A 19,594-nucleotide genomic window follows, 5' to 3' on the forward strand; every position below is an offset into this window, starting at 1 on the left:
GGGGCAACCTTACCCTTCACTACGATTTTAAAAGCGGGTCCGGCGGCCATCGTACAAGCCTTAATTGTTTCGGTTGTGACTTTTTCTACCATTTATTTCGTAGCAACAAAAGTGTTTAAGCTTGATAACCGATTTGCAGCGACCCTTGGGGCAGGTGGCTCGGTGTGTGGGGTGTCAGCGTCGATTGCCATTGGCGGTGCCTGTAGAGCCAAGCATGAGCATGTGGCGGCGTCAATTTCGTTGGTGATTGTGTGGGCAGTAATTATGATTTTTGCGCTGCCATTTGCTTGTAAGTTGTTGGATTTGCCACCTGCGATTGCCGGTGCCTGGATTGGAACGTCTGAATTTGCAGATGCTGCTGGTTTTGCAGCGGTTGAAGCGATTGGTAATGAGTCTGCTACCCAAGCCTTTACATTAATGAAAGTGGTAGGCCGAGATATGTTTGTTGGATTATGGGCATTTTTGGCAGCTTATTTATCGGTCACTGTCTGGGAGCGTGCTTCAACGAACGAGCGAATTGATAAATCAGAGATTTGGCGTCGATTTCCTAAGTTTATTATCGGTTTTTTTATTGCCTCAATCATCACTACCTTATTTGTATTGATTGCACCCAACGCTGAAGCTTTTAATAAACAAGCATTAGGTCTTATCAAAGACTATCGCGGTTGGTTTTTTACCTTAACGTTTTTATCCATTGGTATGACAACGCGATTTAAAGCATTGGCAAGCGTGGGCATTAAACCTGTACTTGCGTTTACAGCGGGTGTTTTGGTCAATCTGCCGCTGGGCTATTGGCTCTCTAACCATGTGTTTGCAAACTATTGGATAAATTTATGATTACCCAATCAACCACTATCAAAAGTCAAATCCCATTACCAAAGACGGTGTTAGCACAATTTGGCTTTAGCAATCATTGCTCCCAAGCCGTCTTTGATACGTGGGAGTTAAAAAAAGCCCTCAAAGCAGCGGGTATTGATGAAAATCAATATCAGCTGACAGTAAATTATCACCGACAGTGGGGATATTTTTGATGGTTTGAAAAAACCTATCCCTACAAATTAGCTTTGTTATTGGTTAGAAATTTATCCAAAAATTTACCTGTTGGTCTAAGCCCATTAAAAGATTGATGGGCTTTTTTTATGTTCACCCAATCAATCAAATGACATGCTGTTCATCACATTTCTTGCTATAGATAGCAAAATATCTTGGTTATCTTTGCGAAAAAAAATCTTTACCATGATGCCTTATTCAAGCATTTAGCGGTAAGGAATTAGCATGACGGATTTTAATCAGCCATGGTGCCAAACAACCCTGTTAATCAAGGGCGAGCGCTACTACTGCTGCAACAGGCAAAATTAATTGGGCTAAAAGACCCAAATAATTTTCTGTCTAACTTAAGCGATATCAGCAGCAATCCAAAACAATTGCAATTTGTTGAAGTTGAAGGCCCGCAGACCGCAAGAGCGGTTGATGATGCTGATTTGGTGTTTAGCTACCCGCATTATTTGCGCTTAGCCAAAACCATTGACCCCAATCAAGCCTTAATCCTTGATGATACCACCAACAACCGCTATGCGATTTTATTTGTCACTCGGGATGATTTTGCCCAAAAAAATCCTGAACGAGCCGAACAGCTGAAAAAATTTATTCACATTTATCAAACGTCACCCAACGTAAAACAAGTGCTTGACAAAGAAATCGGGGGAAAACTTTGGTTTCCAGGTTGGACCTCGTAATGCGTTAACAAGTTTTAGCCATAATAATTACAAAGGATCATGCTATGCAGTCGTTTACTCATATTACCCAAGATGACAGTCATTCATCACCTCCCTATATCCGAATCGACAAGGTCAATAAGTTTTATCAAGGACAAGCGCAAGCGATTCATGCACTAAAAGATATCTCACTTGAGGTGCCAACAGGCAAAATTCTGGGTATTATCGGTAAAAGCGGGGCAGGCAAATCATCTTTATTACGCATTATCAACGGCTTGGAGTCGATTAGTGATGGTCATGTTTATATCGATGATAACAATGTGGCCTCACTCAACCAAGCACAGCTACGACAGCTGCGACAAGGCATTGGTATGATTTTTCAGCATTTTAATCTGCTGTCGAGTAAAACGGTACAAGACAACGTCGCCTTGCCATTAAAAGTCGCCAAAGTAAGTCAGGCTGATATCAAGAAACGTGTGGCGAAAGTGCTAGAGATGGTGGGGCTCAGTGATAAAGCATTGATGTATCCTTCTCAGTTATCAGGCGGTCAAAAACAGCGGGTGGGCATTGCGCGGGCGCTCGTGAATGAACCCAAAATGTTATTGTGTGATGAAGCCACGTCAGCACTAGACCCAGAAAGCACCCAGTTGATTTTGCAGTTACTCAAGCAAATTAATAAAAAACTCGGCATTACCATTGTGCTCATTACCCATGAAATGCAAGTCATTCGAGATATTTGTGACCAAGTGATTGTCATTAACCAAGGGCAAATCGTTGAAACAGGACCGGTGTGGAAAGTATTTGCCTCACCCATGCACACCATGACCCAAGAGTTACTAGGCTATAATCAGTCATCCATTGATTTGGGTGAGGATAAACTCACCGACAAGCACAATGCCACTCATACCTTGCTCAACCTAAGATACGTTGCCCCAGTAAAATCTGCCCCTGATTTAAAAGCAATTTTTGCGCAATTTGAAGCGCCCGTCTCTTTGTATCAAAATCAAGTGGATACCATTCAAGGCTACTTGGTAGGCAATATCGTCATTGGCGTCGCAACCACTGGGTTGGATGTCGCCCAGTTGACCCAGCGCTTGGGAAATCAAATTTTGCATGTGGAGTTAATCGGTTATGCTTGAGTTGTTACTGACGGGGTTGATTGATACGCTGATTATGGTTGGCGTATCAGCGATTTTAGCGTTTTTATTGGGGTTACCGATCGCATTGTTATTGGTCAATTCAAGCGAGCAAGGTATTGCCCCATCATTTTTGACCAATCTAAGTTTGGGTTGGTCGGTGAACATCGTGCGTGCTATTCCCTTTTTGATATTGATGGTGGCTATTATTCCAGCCACTCGAATGATTGTCGGTACAAGCTATGGTGTGTGGGCAGCCGTGGTACCGTTAACCTTAGCCGCAACCCCTTTTTTTGCTCGAATTGCCGAAGTGAGTCTGCGTGAAGTTGACCCAGGCTTAATAGAAGCGGCACAAGCGATTGGCTGTAACCGTACACAGATTATTCGGTATGTCTTATTGCCCGAAGCATTGCCTGGCATTATTGCCGGGTTTACCGTGACGATTGTCACCATGATTAATTCGTCTGCCATTGCTGGGGCAATTGGGGCGGGGGGCTTGGGCGATATTGCCTATCGTTATGGCTATCAGCGCTTTGATGTGCAAATGATGGTATCAGTCATTGTGGTGTTAGTGGCATTGGTGATGTTGGTGCAAGCCACAGGCGATAGTTTGGCTCAATGGGTCGATAAACGCCAATTGTAGCCATGCAGGTTTACCACTTTGATATGGCAAATTTGATATAGCAAAAAATCAGCTAAATAATGCAGATATTGTTGTTTCACAAACGGCTTAATTTTTCGTTTAATGGGCTTATCGAAATGTCATCGATTTACAGTATTAAACTAAATAAGGAATAAAGATGTCTGCGACTCAACATCTAACCAATCAAGCAAATCCAACTATCCCACTCAATATCGTTGCGGTATCAGGTGGGCTCAACACACCATCAAAAACCGAAAGTCTGGTGCAAAATATTGTAGATGAGTTGGCACAAGCCACGCCCATCAACGTACATTTTATCAAACTTAGTGAAATCGGGCCTTTACTCAGTGGGGCGATTTATCGTAACCAACTGCCAGAGCGAGTACAAAACGACTTAGCAGCGATTGAGGCGGCGGACGCCTTGATTGTAGGAACGCCAGTGTATCGCGCGTCTTTTACCGGATTGTTTAAACACTTATTTGACTTTGTGGAGCAGACCGCGCTCGTGGATGTGCCGGTATTATTGGCTGCCTCTGGCGGTAGCGATCGTCATGCACTGGTTCTAGAGCACCAACTTCGCCCATTGTTTAGTTTTTTCCAAGCCCAAACATTGCCAATAGGCGTGTATGCGACGGATAAAGACTTTACCCTAGAATACACCGTCTCAAGCCAACAGTTGCGTGACCGTATTGTGTTAGCGGTGGCGCGCGCGTTGCCGATACTTGAGTGGGCACCTGCCAAAGGCCGACGCGCCCAAGCCATTAAAGAAAAATCAGCGCAAGCCAATCAGCAGTTAGGCATTAATAAACAAGTCGAACAAGCCGAAATATTACCCTCTGTGGCAGTGCCAGATTTATCGAGCGCCGAAGCCAGACTACACCCGCAAACTACTCAATCATCCCCTAAAAACCATCCATCCGTCGCCTAAAGGGCGCATGTCTTAGTGCGTATTAGCTGATATCAAAGGCTCAGTATGAGTAAATATAACCCGAGCAACAAACTGCTTGGGTTATTCGAATTTTGTTTTTTTGTGTGATTGGCATATGTAATTTTGGAATATTAATTTGTTTGATAGGCGTTTGTTGTCCTAGGCCGCTCGGCTTACACTAATTTGATTCATTATCGGATTATTTGGGCCAACAGACTATGAATTTTCAACAACTTCGTATTATTCGAGAAACGGTACGCTGTGACTATAACTTGACGGAAGTGGGCAATGCATTATTTACCTCACAATCGGGTGTGTCCAAACATATCAAAGACTTAGAAGATGAGCTTGGCGTCGGGCTGTTTGTGCGTAAGGGTAAACGGCTCTTAGGTTTGACCGAACCGGGTAAAGAGTTATTGGTGATTGTAGAGCGGATGCTACATGATGCCAACAATATCAAAACCTTGGCTGAACAATATACCAGCCAAGATAAAGGCGAATTGACCATCGCAGCCACCCATACCCAGTCTCGTTATATTTTGCCGCCCGTTGTGCAAGCGTTTAAACAGCTTTTTCCTAAGGTGCATTTGCGATTGCTACAAGCCGCACCGCCAGAAATTGCGGCAATGCTACTTGATGGACGAGCGGATATTGGCATTGCCACCGAAGCCTTGTCAAGCTATAGCGAGCTTGTGACTTTTTCTTATTATCACTGGTATCATGCGATTGTGGTGCCGCCAAACCATCCGCTAACCCAGCTTGAACAGGTAACGCTTGCCGACATTGTCCATTATCCGATTATCACTTACATTAGTGGTCATACCGGGCGAACGATGATTGATGAGGCGTTCGCCAAAGCAGAATTACAGCCTGATATCGTGATGACGGCCTTGGATTCTGATGTGATAAAAACTTATGTGGAATTTGGCATGGGCATTGGTATTATCGCCGATATGGCGTTCAATCCCAATAAAGACACCCAGTTAACATTACTGGGTTGCGAGCCGCTATTTCATCAAAATACCACCTTGCTAGCGGTGCGACAAGGGCATTTTTTACGAGGATTTGGCTATCAGTTTTTAGCCTTGTGTAACCCAACTTTAACCCAAGCAACAATGCATGATGCCATACAACCTAGCAGCTAACGCTAAATCCTGATAAGCAAGTTGGCAAACTTATCGTCTGCTACATCCGATGTAATACGCGTCAAATTCGCTTGTTGTCTCGCTTGCTGTGCTATTTTTAAGATTTGGGCTTGTTTATCTGCTGTTGATATGACTTCATTTGACGATAAAAACGCTTTGTGGTGAAAACTGTAAAGCGTTTTTTTTGATGTCACTGCTTTAGCGATTAAATTGATAGGGTTAGCAGCAAAACTATTAAGTAGTTTTTGTGCTAACCAAAGCAGTTTTTGTTATTTTTTATTGAGCGATATTTGCTTTAAGCTTATGGCTACTGATAAACCGCCCATGACAAAAGGCGAGTTATCTTAATCAATTTTTGAGCTTACAAGCAGGTGTTACGATGAAAATTTTTTGGTTTATACCAACACATGGCGACAGTCGTTATTTAGGCACGAGTAAAGGGGCAAGAACCGTTGACCATACTTATATGAAGCAAATTGCAGTGGCAGCCGATAACCTTGGCTATGAAGGCGTGTTGATTCCGACAGGTCGCTCATGTGAAGACCCTTGGTTGGTCGCTGCTAGTCTCATTGATGCGACCACTCGCTTAAAGTTTTTGGTGGCATTACGCCCTGGGGTGACGACACCCGCGCTTGCCGCTCGTATGACAGGCACCTTTGATCGACTATCAAATGGTCGATTGCTGCTTAATCTGGTCACAGGCGGCGACGAACAAGAGCTTAAAGGCGATGGCATCTTTGAAGACCACGCGACGCGTTATCAGACAGCCAGTGAATACACCACGATTTGGCGAGAGATTTTAACCCGCTCGCACACAGGCGAATCCTTTACCTTTAACGGTGAACGCTTGCAAGTCGAAGATGCCAAATTGCTATATCCCCCTCTACAACAGCCATATCCGCCGTTGTGGTTTGGCGGTTCATCTGAGGCCGCGCAAACACTGGCTGCCGAACAAGTTGACAGTTATTTGACGTGGGGTGAGCCGCCTGCTGACGTCAAAGAGAAGATTGAGCAGCTTAAAACCAAAGCCGCTGCCAAAGGTCGCACATTAAGTTATGGTATTCGCCTGCACGTCATCGTGCGTGAAACCAATGAAGCCGCTTGGCAAGCCGCTGATGAATTGTTGAGTTATGTCACTGACGACACCATTGCCGCCGCCCAAGCCAAATTTGCCCAAATGGACTCGGTGGGACAACAACGTATGGCAGCATTGCATGGCGGTCGCCGTGATAACTTAGAAATTTCGCCCAACTTATGGGCAGGGATTGGACTGGTACGTGGTGGCGCAGGTACGGCATTGGTGGGCGACCCACAAACCGTTGCCGCGCGTATTCAAGAGTATGCGGATTTGGGCATTGATAACTTTATTTTTTCAGGCTATCCACACTTGGAAGAAGCGTATCGTTTTGCTGAATTGGTTTTCCCATTATTACCGATTGACACCCAAAACACCTTGGTCAAGCCAAATTTGACAGGGCCGTTTGGTGAAATTGTCGCTAATAACTATGCACCCCCGCAACAAACCCGTGACACGGCAGCCTCAAAAACACCTGCCACTGAAACACCCAAACACGCCATCGCCTCTTAACTTCATCTTAAATACATATTAAAGGCCTCTTAAATGCTTGTGATAAAACGTGCTAACTAAGGCACGTTTTACGCCTCGGTTTTACCTATTATACCTATCTATATCTATCATCCGACAGGGTGAGTGGAATGTACCCTAGCCATGATAAGCATCTTTTAACTGATAAATCTTTTAACTGATAGACTTTTTTTAAAAGTGGTAGCCAGTTATAGGGTGAGATTAGACCAGCAAGCTACTTTGCTAAAGTTAATCATCAAAGTCCAAGGTCCCAAATTTTTTGAGGTCCCACATAGCAGGAAAAGTGATTTTTCTACACAGATTTTATATTTAAAAGTTAAATAATCTATTGATTGTAATGAGAATTTTTTAAATTAATGCTTCGGTTTTATGGTTTCTAGTATGTCATTTTTTAATCAATAGTTTAGTTTTGTAATTTTATGGGTGATAAAAGTTATTTTAACGCTTTTTGCTTTTTGCGGCTTATATAATAAAAAGGATTTAAATTTTAAATAATAAAACTATGAGATAAATAAATTTAAATCAAGCACTTTACTTAATGATCAACTAACTATAAGGGCAATAAAACATGACAACTGAAAACAACGAAAAACTTTCTTTATTAGATGATGTGGCATTGAAAGCACAAATGCTCATGGCAAACTTCAAAGAGGGCGCTAATGATGGCTATGACCATTCTGTCACCAGTGCCGGTGAAAAGGGCTTAAAATCAGGCAAAGTGTCTGAACTCACCGCCATCGCTCCCTTAACCAAAGATGGGGCAGCTCGTATCAAGCGAATTTTAGAAATCACCAAAGGCAATCTTGCAGGGGCGACCAATGTAGGCACCTTGCATGATTTGCGGTTGGTGTTTTTAGACAATGACACCAAGCTCCTGTTTTGTACCGCCTATGATGGCGATTGGGATGCTTACATTAATGACTTTGCTACCAAAATTCCAGAACTCATGGACTTGATTTTTGGCAATGTAGAGGGTTGGCCTGGGATTAAAAGCCCGACGGTTAAGCAATTCATCCTTGACCATCAGATTACCGCTACCGGTTGGTATGTGGGTGTGCCTCATCTGACGGTTCGTGATATTGCGCGTAATGACAAAATCGTGCGTGGCATTAATAAAGCCATTGAACAAGCCCAATAAGCCCACTTAGAACCTGTATTCACCATATCACGTTTATCGTACTATTATAAGCATACTCTGAACGGGCAAGCTTTAGGTTAAAATTTCGATACAAAAGCCATTTGTTGCGTGATTTTTACCATAAGCGATATTTAGCGTGGTGCATGGTGAGCAGATTCTTAGCATCAAATTTTTGAAATTCTCTGCTAGGAACGACCATGAATAACGACAACCCAGCGAATGAAAGCCTACTTGGCAAATTAAAAACCCATCTACAAGATGGTATCGAGCATGGCATAGAGGCCGTTAAAGACAAATTTGAACACAGCGAAACACCCGCTGAAAAAGGCAGTGTCAAAGAACGGGTACATGAAGCCAGACAAAAAATTAGCACGCAGCTGCACAGCGTCACCACACGGGCAACGAACGCTATCTATCCCAATATCGCCACGATGGAACTTGAGGATATTCAAGCCATCATTTTGCATGACCGCCCTGCACCTTACTATGGCACGCTTGTCGCGCTAAAAGTCAATGACAGCAATGCGGGTCGTGAATTACTAAAAGCGGTATTACCAAACGTCACAGGCTCAAAAAATTTCCAAAAAGATATGGATGCTAATTTGACCATTGTGATGACGTATGAGGGGCTAAAAGCTTTAGGCTTACCGCAAAGCTCGCTTGATTCTTTCCCAGAAAATTTCAAAACAGGTATGGCAGGTCGCTCAGATATCTTGGGTGACAAAGGCGATAATGACCCGAGTAACTGGCTTGCGCCATTTGGTGATAAAGGCGATATTCATATTTGTGGCGCGGTAATTGCCGATAGCCAAGAAAAATGGCAAGCCAAACTTGACGAACTTAAACAGGCGTTTGCCCCTTATCTAGATATCAGCCGTAACGCCATCGAAATCTTGGTGGAACATGATTTTGGCGCAGATGGTGATGTCAAAAACGTGTTTGGTTATCGCGATGGCATCAGTAACCCAGAAGTTGATGGCAGTGGTATTAGCCTTGAAAATAACACCGAACGCCCGATTGCGGCGGGTGAATTTGTGTTAGGTTATAAAGGTGAAGCGGGCGTGGTACCCCCTATGCCACAGCCTGAAGTATTGGGTAAAAACGGCTCGTTTATGGTACTGCGAAAATACCGCAGTAATGTGGCTGACTTTCACCGCTATTGCCTAGAACAAAGCGACAATGACCCAGCTAAAGCCGATAAATTGGGGGCAAAAATGTTCGGTCGCTGGCGTTCGGGCGCTCCCATCACCCTAAGCCCAGATCACGATGATGAAGCCCTCGGCAAAGACAATGTAGCAAACAATAAATTTGACTACACGGATGATCCCTATGGCAAAGGCTGCCCATTTGGTGCCCATGCTCGCCGTATGAACCCACGCAATACCAAAGACTTTATTCTAAGCGATGTGCGTCTTCATCGTATTATCCGCCGTAGTGTATCGTATGGCGATATCGTGCCGCCCAACGTGACCCAAGACGACGGTCAAGAGCGGGGTTTATTTTTTATCGGTATCAACGCGCATGCCATGGACACGCTTGAGTTTTTGCAAAGCCAATGGATTAATGACGGTAACTTTATGAACCTTGGGGAAGAACGTGACCCAATGCTAGGCGTACACGCAGGTAGTGACGCTGATAGCGATGTATTCACCGTACCCGATGAGCCAATTCGTAAGCGTCATACCAATATTTTGCAATTTAATACCCTACAAGGCGGCGAATATCTTTTTGTACCAAGCTTGTCGGCACTCAAATGGATTAGTGAGCTTAACGAAAATTCATATTAGCGTAAAACTAAATAAAAAAAGGTTAGGCGTTTTTAGTACTGCTAATCTTATAAAATAATGAAAATAACAAAGGACAATCATCATGTTAAATAAATTATTCGGTCGTCGTTATGCGAAGTTTGACCCAGCCATCGACCAGCTTACTAGTGACGATGAAAAAGCCATCGACCAAATCACCGCAGATATTCGTGACTATATCGGCAAATCAGACACGGTTAGCAAAATCAACTATCACACACGAGATGCCCATGCCAAAGGCTACTGTGCGTTAAAAGCCAACTTTGAGATTTTACCAAAACTGCCCAAAGAATATGCCCAAGGTATCTATGCCAAACCCGCTCGCCATGAAGCGGTGATTCGTTTTTCTAACGGCTCATCTCGTGTGGCTGCCGACAACAAGTTGGGGCTTTCTCAAGGGTTGGCGATTAAAGTCTTTGGTGTCAAAGGCGACAAATTACTGCCAGATGAGCCAGATAGCCCAAACTTTGACTACAATCTGATTAATTTTCCTATTTTCTTTTGTAATACTATCCAAGACTATAGTTATATTTCACGGCTATTTTTACAATTAAATGATTATTTTGCCAAAGGCGCAAAAGGTCAGGCCAAATTTGCTTTTGACTGGGTTACCCAATATGGCAAAAAACTGCCATCCAAAGAATCCCTCAAGACTTTTAGGGCTTTTAGTAAATTTAAAACCATCAAACCGCAAAATACCTTGTTATACAGTTTTTACTCACAAGGGGCGGTGCGTCATGGCGACTATATGGCAAAAATCCGTGTCGCCCCGACCAAAGCGTCACAAGCCAAAATCAAACGCCGAGATCTCGATGTCAACGCTACTAACGAGGCGATTCGTCCTCTGATTTTACAAGAAATCCGTGAGCATGATTATGAGTTTGATGTGCAAATCCAGTTGTGCCGTAACTTAAAAGACCAACCCATCAATGATTTGACCAAAGAATGGGATGAAAAAGACGCCCCGTTTGTGACAGTGGCAAAACTTACCATCCCTTGCCAAGATGTGCCGGATGACGGCAACTTTGACATTATGGAGCATTTGTCATTTACCCCGTTTCGCTGTATTGAAGCCAACCGTCCGATTGGTAATTTGCAACATGCGCGACTGCGTGCCTATCAAACCGCCTCGACCACGCGCCATCGTTTAAATCATAAAAAACGTGCCGAGCCAACCAACCTAAAACAGGCATTTAATAAAGATTTTTATAGCCTGTAAATTTGGCAAAAAATCAGTAGCGGGGCGGTTATGGGGGCATTGTTTGGGGTAACATGTTATCCATTGGGTGAAAAACTACATCGCCCTCAATCATTCAACAACCGTTGGCCTGTGACTGGGCTAACGGTTTTTTTTCTTTTGATCTAATCAAAAATAGTCGACAGCAAATACGATAATACCAAAAATAAAGTTGCGTATTTGCCTGTTAATCTAGGAGTGTTGTATGTCAGAGTCGAATCCTCTTGTTAATTTTACCCATATCACAGTCGCAGGCAGTGGTGTTTTGGGCTATCAAATCGCCGTACAAGCGGCGTTTCATGGTTTTAAAGTCGTTGTGTATGATATCAATGACGAGGTGCTCAATAAAGCCAAAACCAAATTTGCCGGTATCGCCAAACGTCATCAGGATGATTTGGGCGAAACAAGCGAACAAGCCAAATACGCTGAGCAAAACTTGCGTTATAGCTCAGACTTAAGCGCCGCCTTAAAAGACGCAGACTTGTTGATTGAAGCGGTGCCTGAAGATGTCGCCATCAAAAAAGATTTTTATAGCAAAGCCTCAGCCGCCGCCCCCGAGAAAACCGTATTTGTCAGTAACTCATCTACCATGTTGCCCAGTGATTTGGTCAAATTTACCGACCGTCCTGCTAAGTTTTTGATGATGCATTTTGCCAATGAGATTTGGAAGCGCAATCTTGCCGAAATTATGTCACATGCCGATACTGACCCTAATGTATTTGATGCGGTGACCGCGTTTGCCAAACAAATCGGTATGGTGCCTATTATCGTCAACAAAGAAACCTCGGGCTATGTACTAAATTCACTACTCAATCCTTGGTTAAATGCAGGGATGCAGCTGTATATCCAAGGCATTGCTGACATTCAAACCATCGATAAAACTTGGATGCTTGGCACAGGCTCGCCGATGGGACCATTTGCTTTTTATGATATGCTGGGGCTGACTACCCCTTACAATATTTATAAGCTTGCTGTGGCTAAGGGCAAACAACAAGACCAAGCAGTCGTTGATATGCTCAAAAAAGATTACATCGAGCAAAATAAATTGGGCGTGCCAACGGGCGAAGGATTTTATCAATACCCCAATCCCGCCTTTAAAAATCCTGACTTTTTAAAACCACCCAAAGCGGATTTATCCAAAGTACCCTATAAAAATATTACCGTGGCAGGCAGTGGCGTATTGGGCAACCAAATTGCGGTGCAATGTGCGTTTCATGGGTTTAACGTGACTATTTATGATATTAACGATGACGCGATTGCTAAGGCGAAAACCCGCTTTACCGACCTTGCCAATCAGCATCAGCATGACCTAGGTGAAACCGATGCCCAAGTGGCAGCAGCTAGCAAAAATTTGGCTTACACCACTGACTTGAATGAGGCGTTAAAAGATGCAGACCTATTGATTGAAGCGGTGCCAGAAAGCTTAGATATCAAACAAGATTTTTATAGCAAAGCCTCAGCCGCTGCCCCTGCCAAAACCGTGTTTGCCAGTAACTCATCGACGTTATTGCCAAGCGTGTTATCGACTTTTACTAACCGCCCAGAAAAATTCTTGATGCTGCATTTTGCCAATCATATCCATATCCGTAATACGGTGGAGTTGATGGCGGCCCCAAGTTGCGACCCACAAGTCTATGCTGACGTCATCGAATTTGCCAAAGCCATTGCCATGTTACCGATAGCGGTGAAAAAAGAAAAATCAGGCTATGTGCTGGATAGCTTATTGATTCCGTTATTGGTAGCGGGATTAAAATTGTGGGCAAACGGCGTTGCCGATGCCGCAACCATTGATAAAACGTGGATGATAGCCACGGGTTCACCCTTTGGACCGATGGCGATTTTGGATAAAAATGGCATGACAACCAACTACAACATCTTTAATGAACTGGCAAAAATGGACCCCTCTTTGCAGCAGCCCGCTGAAAAGCTCAAAGCAGAACTGGTCGATACTAACAAACTGGGTGAAGCCACGGGTGAGGGGTTCTATCAATATCCTAACCCAGCTTATTTAGCGAAAGATTTTTTAAGCCTATCTGACTAAATTGCGTTTGGTAGAGGAGAATAAACAAGGGTTAATTTGCTAACTTGACGTATCTACCGTTGCCACTACCGACATGCCTGGCATCAATTCATTCAGACGACTTTGGTTGCCATCGATGTCAATGCGTACAGAAATGCGCTGTACCACTTTGGTAAAATTCCCGGTGGCATTGTCGGTTTTAATGACACTAAATTCTGACCCTGTTGCGGGGGAGATGCTTTTGACTACCCCCGTAAATTTTTGTTTGCCTAGGGCATCCACAGTAAACCACGCTTTTTGCCCGATTTTCATTTTATCAATTTGGGTTTCTTTAAAATTGGCAATGACCCACATCGATTTTGGAATGAGGTAAACCAACTGTGTGCCTTGCGTCACCAGCTGACCGGTACGGATATTGATTTGCCCTAATCTACCTGAGGTCGGGGCGGTGATTAAGCCATAGTCTTGGTTGGTATTGGCTTGATTTAACTGTGCATTGGCGCTTTTAATCTGTGCCACCAAACCAATCTTTGCCACTTCCGCGGTTTTTTGACCTTCGCGTGCGACATCGACACTGGCGATTGCTTGGCTCATCAGTGCTTCATTGTTTTTAACCGCCGCTTTAGCAGTATCGACTTCATTTTGTGACACTGCGCCAACACCGACCAAGGATTGAAGGCGTTTCAGCTGTTGGATCGACAATTCTAGTTGGGTTTTAACTTGTGCTACTTTTGCCTGCGCGGCTTTGACATCGGCTTTGCGCTGCTCGATGATTTGTTGCTGGTTGGCCAAATTGGTGGTCGCTTGTTCCAGCCCTGATTGCGCTTGTACCACTTGCTGTGAGTAGTTAGCACTGCTGACTTTAACTAACGGCTGACCTTGTTTGACGTCCTCAAAATCGCTGACGTAGACTTTTTCGATATAACCGTTAATTTGTGCCGACAATAGGGTGATATTGCCTTTAACATAACTGTTTTCGGTTTGTTGCAGTGGCGTATTAAACGGACCCAAATGCCATGCCCATAAAATCACCCCAACACCGAGCAAAAAAACCACCAACATGATAATTAAGGTAAGCGGCCTAGGGTTGATAATCTTCTCAGGCGCCTGTGTGGGTTTATCATCGCTGTCATCAGCTGGCGCATCATTTTGGGTTGTTGCTTCACTACTCATGAGTTGGGTTTTCCGTAAGCATTTTATTGATGATTAAATTTTATTGGTCATTCAATTTATCATTAAACTGTTATCTAAAAAAAACAGTTATCTAAAAACAGTTATCTAATTGGGTTGCCTTGTTTTACCTTCTAGCGTATCCAATCTAAGTTTGCTTAATTGCTACTTTTTGCCGATTTTCAATGTATTTTTTGCGGGCGATATTAATCATACCCCAAGCAAATAAGAACGTGGCAATGTAACTATTCACAGTAATGATATCGCCATACGCTTTAATCTGCGCTTCTCGTGTGACAATTTGGTTGAGGGCTTGTTGGGCTTGTTGCTGCGACAAATTGTTGTCGGTGATGACGGGTTTAAACCCTGCTTGGTATTGTTGAAGCCGCTGGGTTACCGTGGCATCTGTCGATTGCATTTGCTGTAAAATACTTTGTTTATGATACTGGGTGAGCTGCTGTTGCAGGGTGCTATAAAAAGCCGAGCCTATCAGCCCGCCAAAGTTTTGGGTCGCACCAAACAAGATGATAAAGGTAATGACATGATTGACGCTTTGTCGCAGCGTCAGCCCAAATCCCATCAATACCAATGGACCCATAAACAGTGAGCCTGCAAACGCGACTGCAAATTGACTGAGATAAAAATTTTGGGGTCGTACGTCACTGGTGAGCATATTGGCATCATACACACCGGCAATCGCTACGAGCAAAGTCGCCACCACCATCGGCGGAATCAAATGATCGCGTGAAAAGGTCAGGGCGCTGACTATCAAACCTGCCAACATACCAAAAAATATGACCGTATAAAAACCCACAAACTGGTCGGACATGAGACCTTGGGATTTTAAAAAATTCACCACCGCATAACTTTGCTCAGACATAATCAAACGCAGTAAAAAAGCACCGACCACAAAACGCAATAACGCAAAACTTCCCAGCCAGCGGGTCATAATCAAGGGATTTTTGCGGTAATGCTCAAAGAAAAAGCCTGACATCAACAGCGCCAACGCACCAATAAGCATATAAGCCAATAACGGTGAGTTTTCCCACCACAAAATCGACCCTTGTACTAGCACCCCACACAGTAACCCAAAACCGGGCGCCAATAACAAAAAGGTGAGAATGTCTTTCTTTTCATACACTTCGATACGTAAACTTCGTGGCAACTTGACGGCGACTACCATCGCAAAACAACACAGCGCCAAACCAAACTCAAAGGTGTAAAGCCGAGTCCAGTCGTTCACATTGACCAAATAAGGGGACATTATCCAAGCCAACGGAATCGCCAGCGCACTGACCCCAAAACCAATATATAAACCTTGTAGGCGATACTGACTGGGGAATGCTTGCATCACATAATAAAGCCCGAGTGAGGATAACGGCGCCGCGACAAAGCCTCCTATCGCCCTGACCAGTAAAGCCATCGGATAGTTTTGCACAAATATATGAATAAACATCACCAGCATAAACATCAGCAGGGATATTTCAGAAAACCAGCGCAACCCAAATTGTTGACGCGCTTTAAACAGCAGCAGGTTGGCGCTGACATTTGCCATCACATACACAGCAGGTATCCAAGCCACTTGTGAGGGTGTCAGCGCATATTCGCCTTGGATTTGCGGTAAATTGGCGGTAATAATGCCGTTGCCCAAGCCACCACAAATGGCAATAAAAACACCGATGACAAAGTACAATATACTTTTTGATCGAGAGTGAGCAATACTCGGCGGGGAACCGGGTAACGCGGGTTTTTCATCTTCGGTCCAATTGGGTGGCGTTTCTAAGATTCTAGGTGATTTCAAAGGGTAGCTCGATTTTGATACTGTTAAGACAAGAGAGGTTGGCTATAGTGTAATCAAAAATAGGCTTAGCGTCAGCGACAAAATAGTTCGATAAATGTGACATGATACAGTTTTATCAACGTGACATATGACATGGACTAACGCTATGCTAGTCATCATTACCCAAGCCTTCATTATCCAATCAATCATTATCTCACTGGTCATTGAAACCCATCAGGCAAGCTAAAGGTCAAATTCATCCAGTAAATACACACAGTCGATTAAGGTCTAACATTTTTAAACAAAAAAATTCGATTTTTTTGGCGCACAGGTGTTTTTTATTTGCCAAAATGCGCTAGGCTATCTGTTTATTCATCACTGATTTACCACTACTATGAACCCGCTTTATCAAACCGATTTGCCGACACTGGGGCGCAATACTGACATTGACCACCATGCTGATTTACAAGTGTTGCAGCGTATCAAACGATTTTTATTGCCCCGTGATTTTGAGGTGTCAAAGGATTTATTGCAACAGATGCAGCAGGGGTATGGTATCGCAGATCAGCCTGTCGATGCGCTGTTATCCAGCGGTATCAAATTTGCCAAACCCCTGCAGCAATTGATTTTGCATGAGCAAGGGATAGCGCAAACGAATAACGTATCAGCAGCCAAAGCGTTATTGCAACAGCCCGCGTTTGAGACGCTGTATCAGCAGTTTTGCCAATATCCAAGTTGGTATGATGCCAAGCTTGCCGAGATTGGCGCAATTGCCTATCGGCGCTATCCGTTAATGCTGATTTGGTTACTGCGTAATGTCGCGCTAATGGCAGGGTATAGTATACCTGCGCTCTCATTACCACTCATCAAAACAGGGGCGTTAGTGCATGATGCATTGCCAAGGCTCATGCGAACCTATGCGTATATTTTGGCAGTGTCTGAGTACCCAGCGATTAGCCGCAACCAGCAACCCCCATTGGCGATTGGCACAGAAGGCTGGCGACAAAGTCTGCAAGTGCGTCAGATACACGGTCTGGTAAGACAACAATTATGCAGCCATGATTGGGACAGTGGCTACTGGGGGTTGCCCATTAACCAAACCGATATGGTGGCAACCCACTTGCAGTTTTCGCTACTCATTATGCGCGGACTAAAATTACTGGGGGCAAGAATCAGCGCCGAAGAGTCCCAAGGCATCATGCACTTATGGCAACTGGCAAGTTGGTGGATGGGGATTGAGTTGGCGCGCATTCCTGAAGATGAAACCGAGGCGTGGGCATGGCTTTATAGCTATTTGGCAACCCAGCAATTAGACTTTGAATTTGGTAAACCGCTCGCTAAAGCGCTGCATGATTTACCCTCACAAATTATGGGTGAGGATAACAGACGTGGACAGCTGGTTGAGCGGATCAATGCCAGTGTCACACGGACTTTAGTGGGTGATGATATTGGCGATGGCTTGGGACTGCCTAGCCCAAAATGGCGCTATGGCGTGCTTGTCAGTGTGCCGATTCTATTTGGGCTTGATACCGCACGAGCGCACAATGCGGCTATTGCCAAAAGATTGGCGCAATTTCGCGCCAAACGCCAAGATAACATGAACTGGTGGCTCAAAAAGCACGACAACTATTACCAATGAGCTAGCACATACCAATGAACTAGCACATACCAATGAACTAGCACATACGACGTTACCAATTTACCAGAGTGACAGTAACGGTGACTTATGCAAGGTTATATAGACAATGTTATCCATACAAGGTTGTCTAAGCATTGCAATCACTAGGCTTTTAAAATCACCTTCATCATGTTCCAAAAGGTCTTGCCATACGGTGGTTGGAGCAAATGCGCGAAATTAAGGTGACTTTGTTTAAACACCGCTTTTGGATGAGAGAAGGTGTCAAAGCTATATTTGCCGTGGTAACGCCCCATTCCTGATGCCCCGACACCACCAAACGGCAGATTTTGCTGGGCAATGTGAAAAATAGTTTCGTTAATACACGCGCCGCCACTCACCGTATGCGCGAGCACGTAGTCGGTGTCGGCTTTGTCCTCGCCAAACACATACAGCGCCAGTGGGCGGTCACGCTCATTCACATACGCCACCGCTTGCGTCAAGTCTTGGTAGGACACCAGTGGCAATACGGGGGCAAAAATCTCCTCGGTCAGCAATTTAGCATCGCTGGGTAAATCGGTGACAATCATCGGCGGGAAAAATCCAGTTTCGATATTCACTTCATAATCGGTCAGTGGAATGAGGGTGGCACCGCGCTGTTTGGCTTCATCAAGATAACCTTGCACGCGGCTGGCTTGCTTGGGATTGATGACAAAGCTATAGTCAGGATTGTCTGCAAGATTGGGGTAGTGGGCGTCAAGCCATGCGGTTGATTGTTCGATAAAGGCGTGTTTTTTATCCGCCTGCATCAACACATAATCAGGCGCAATACAGGTTTGCCCTGCGTTCATGGTTTTGCCTGTCCATACGCGGTTGACAGTTTTTGCCAAATCAGCGCTCGGCGTCACCACGACAGGGGATTTGCCGCCCAGCTCAAGGGTGACAGGGGTCAAATTCTGTGCAGCGGCTTTCATGATATGTTTGCCCACTGCGGTAGAGCCAGTAAAAAATAAATGGTCAAATGGTAAGCGGCTAAAGGCTTGCGCGACTTCGACACCCCCTGTAATCAAGGTCACTTCGTCTGCGGCAAAGTATTTGGGTAACGCATTAGCCAGCCACTGCTCAAAATTCGGTGAGGCTTCTGAGACTTTGAGCATCGCACGATTGCCTGCCACCAATGCGGCAGCCAGCGGCGCAATCACCAAATACAGCGGATAGTTCCAAGGTGCAATAATGCCTACGAGTCCTAACGGCTGTGGCTGGATATAGCTACGAGCGGGCAAAAACCAAATCCCAGTTTTGACCGGTTGTTTGGCAGACCAAGCTTTGCCGTGCTTTTGTGTATAACGAATCGCTTCAAGCGTTGGGAACAGTTCAAGCATGGTGGTTTCAGCCGCTGGGCGCTGTCCAAAGTCGGCATGAATAGCGGTGATAATCTCGCTTTGGTTATCCATCACCAACTGTTCTAATTTTTTTAGCCGCGCACTACGAATTGACCAATCAACATATTGGTCTTGGCGGCTAGCCGTCCGCATGATGTCAAACTGCTGCTGCATGGTATTGATAGTTGCATCCGAATTAGTTGCATCTGAGTTGTCTTGAGGTGTCATGTGTATTATCCCAATCATTTAGTTAAATTTTAACTCAACATAGCAG

At 44.5% G+C, this 19,594-nt stretch carries 15 protein-coding genes and 1 pseudogene; 13 read left to right on the plus strand and 3 right to left on the minus strand.

Annotated elements, in window-relative coordinates; translation table 11 throughout:
- The 12 genes and pseudogenes from RTR63_RS02010 to RTR63_RS02065 all read left to right on the plus strand — a co-directional run.
- A partial coding sequence (locus tag RTR63_RS02010; protein WP_312522380.1) for a YeiH family protein occupies window positions 1-837 on the plus strand: 837 nt, incomplete at its 5' end.
- A complete protein-coding gene (locus RTR63_RS02015; protein ID WP_007117079.1) occupies window positions 834-1,031 on the plus strand; it encodes a hypothetical protein in 198 nt (65 codons plus the stop codon). The genes RTR63_RS02010 and RTR63_RS02015, both read left to right, overlap by 4 nt.
- A 264-nt stretch (window positions 1,032-1,295) precedes the next feature.
- Window positions 1,296-1,736, plus strand: a pseudogene (locus tag RTR63_RS02020) (MetQ/NlpA family ABC transporter substrate-binding protein); the annotation flags it as partial.
- A 44-nt stretch (window positions 1,737-1,780) separates the two neighbouring features.
- Complete coding sequence (locus RTR63_RS02025; RefSeq protein ID WP_312522381.1) at window positions 1,781-2,854, plus strand: methionine ABC transporter ATP-binding protein; 1,074 nt, start codon at window positions 1,781-1,783, stop codon at window positions 2,852-2,854.
- Window positions 2,847-3,494, plus strand: coding sequence for a methionine ABC transporter permease (locus RTR63_RS02030; RefSeq protein ID WP_312522382.1), 648 nt, complete (start codon window positions 2,847-2,849; stop codon window positions 3,492-3,494). Before RTR63_RS02025 ends, RTR63_RS02030 begins: the two co-directional genes overlap by 8 nt.
- A gap of 157 nt (window positions 3,495-3,651) precedes the next feature.
- Window positions 3,652-4,422, plus strand: a complete 771-nt coding sequence (msuE, locus tag RTR63_RS02035) for an FMN reductase (RefSeq protein WP_312522383.1) — start codon at window positions 3,652-3,654, stop codon at window positions 4,420-4,422.
- Window positions 4,423-4,640: 218 nt separating this feature from the next.
- Window positions 4,641-5,567 carry a CysB family HTH-type transcriptional regulator gene (locus RTR63_RS02040; protein ID WP_050324625.1) on the plus strand — a complete coding sequence of 309 codons (927 nt, stop codon included), beginning with the start codon at window positions 4,641-4,643 and terminating at the stop codon, window positions 5,565-5,567.
- Between the two features lie 379 nt (window positions 5,568-5,946).
- A complete protein-coding gene (gene ssuD / locus RTR63_RS02045) occupies window positions 5,947-7,155 on the plus strand; it encodes an FMNH2-dependent alkanesulfonate monooxygenase (protein WP_312522384.1) in 1,209 nt (402 codons plus the stop codon).
- A 586-nt stretch (window positions 7,156-7,741) separates the two neighbouring features.
- Window positions 7,742-8,311 carry a hypothetical protein gene (locus tag RTR63_RS02050; protein ID WP_007117067.1) on the plus strand — a complete coding sequence of 190 codons (570 nt, stop codon included), beginning with the start codon at window positions 7,742-7,744 and terminating at the stop codon, window positions 8,309-8,311.
- 197 nt (window positions 8,312-8,508) lie between these two features.
- On the plus strand, window positions 8,509-10,098 hold the full coding sequence (locus tag RTR63_RS02055; protein ID WP_312522386.1) for a Dyp-type peroxidase: 1,590 nt from the start codon (window positions 8,509-8,511) through the stop codon (window positions 10,096-10,098).
- An 82-nt stretch (window positions 10,099-10,180) separates the two neighbouring features.
- Window positions 10,181-11,335 carry a catalase family protein gene (locus RTR63_RS02060; protein WP_312522387.1) on the plus strand — a complete coding sequence of 385 codons (1,155 nt, stop codon included), beginning with the start codon at window positions 10,181-10,183 and terminating at the stop codon, window positions 11,333-11,335.
- A gap of 223 nt (window positions 11,336-11,558) precedes the next feature.
- Window positions 11,559-13,394 (plus strand): 3-hydroxyacyl-CoA dehydrogenase, encoded by a 1,836-nt coding sequence (locus RTR63_RS02065; RefSeq protein WP_312522389.1) that lies wholly within the window; start codon window positions 11,559-11,561, stop codon window positions 13,392-13,394.
- Between the two features lie 39 nt (window positions 13,395-13,433).
- Here the strand turns inward: RTR63_RS02065 and RTR63_RS02070 are convergent, their stop codons facing one another.
- Together RTR63_RS02070 and RTR63_RS02075 are read right to left on the minus strand one after the other, a co-directional pair.
- Entirely contained in the window at window positions 13,434-14,546 is a 1,113-nt protein-coding gene (locus RTR63_RS02070; RefSeq protein ID WP_312522390.1) for an HlyD family secretion protein, read from the minus strand.
- Window positions 14,547-14,691: 145 nt separating this feature from the next.
- On the minus strand, window positions 14,692-16,344 hold the full coding sequence (locus tag RTR63_RS02075; RefSeq protein WP_312522391.1) for an MFS transporter: 1,653 nt from the start codon (window positions 16,342-16,344) through the stop codon (window positions 14,692-14,694).
- A gap of 373 nt (window positions 16,345-16,717) precedes the next feature.
- On the opposite strand from RTR63_RS02075, the gene RTR63_RS02080 reads away from it, so the two are divergent.
- Window positions 16,718-17,962, plus strand: a complete 1,245-nt coding sequence (locus RTR63_RS02080; protein ID WP_312522392.1) for an oxygenase MpaB family protein — start codon at window positions 16,718-16,720, stop codon at window positions 17,960-17,962.
- Window positions 17,963-18,105: 143 nt separating this feature from the next.
- Here the strand turns inward: RTR63_RS02080 and RTR63_RS02085 are convergent, their stop codons facing one another.
- Complete coding sequence (locus RTR63_RS02085; RefSeq protein ID WP_312522393.1) at window positions 18,106-19,548, minus strand: coniferyl aldehyde dehydrogenase; 1,443 nt, start codon at window positions 19,546-19,548, stop codon at window positions 18,106-18,108.
- Window positions 19,549-19,594 lie beyond the last annotated feature (46 nt).

Source organism: Moraxella sp. CTOTU47724 (genome assembly GCF_032014955.1).
Lineage (GTDB): Bacteria > Pseudomonadota > Gammaproteobacteria > Pseudomonadales > Moraxellaceae > Faucicola > Faucicola tetraodonis.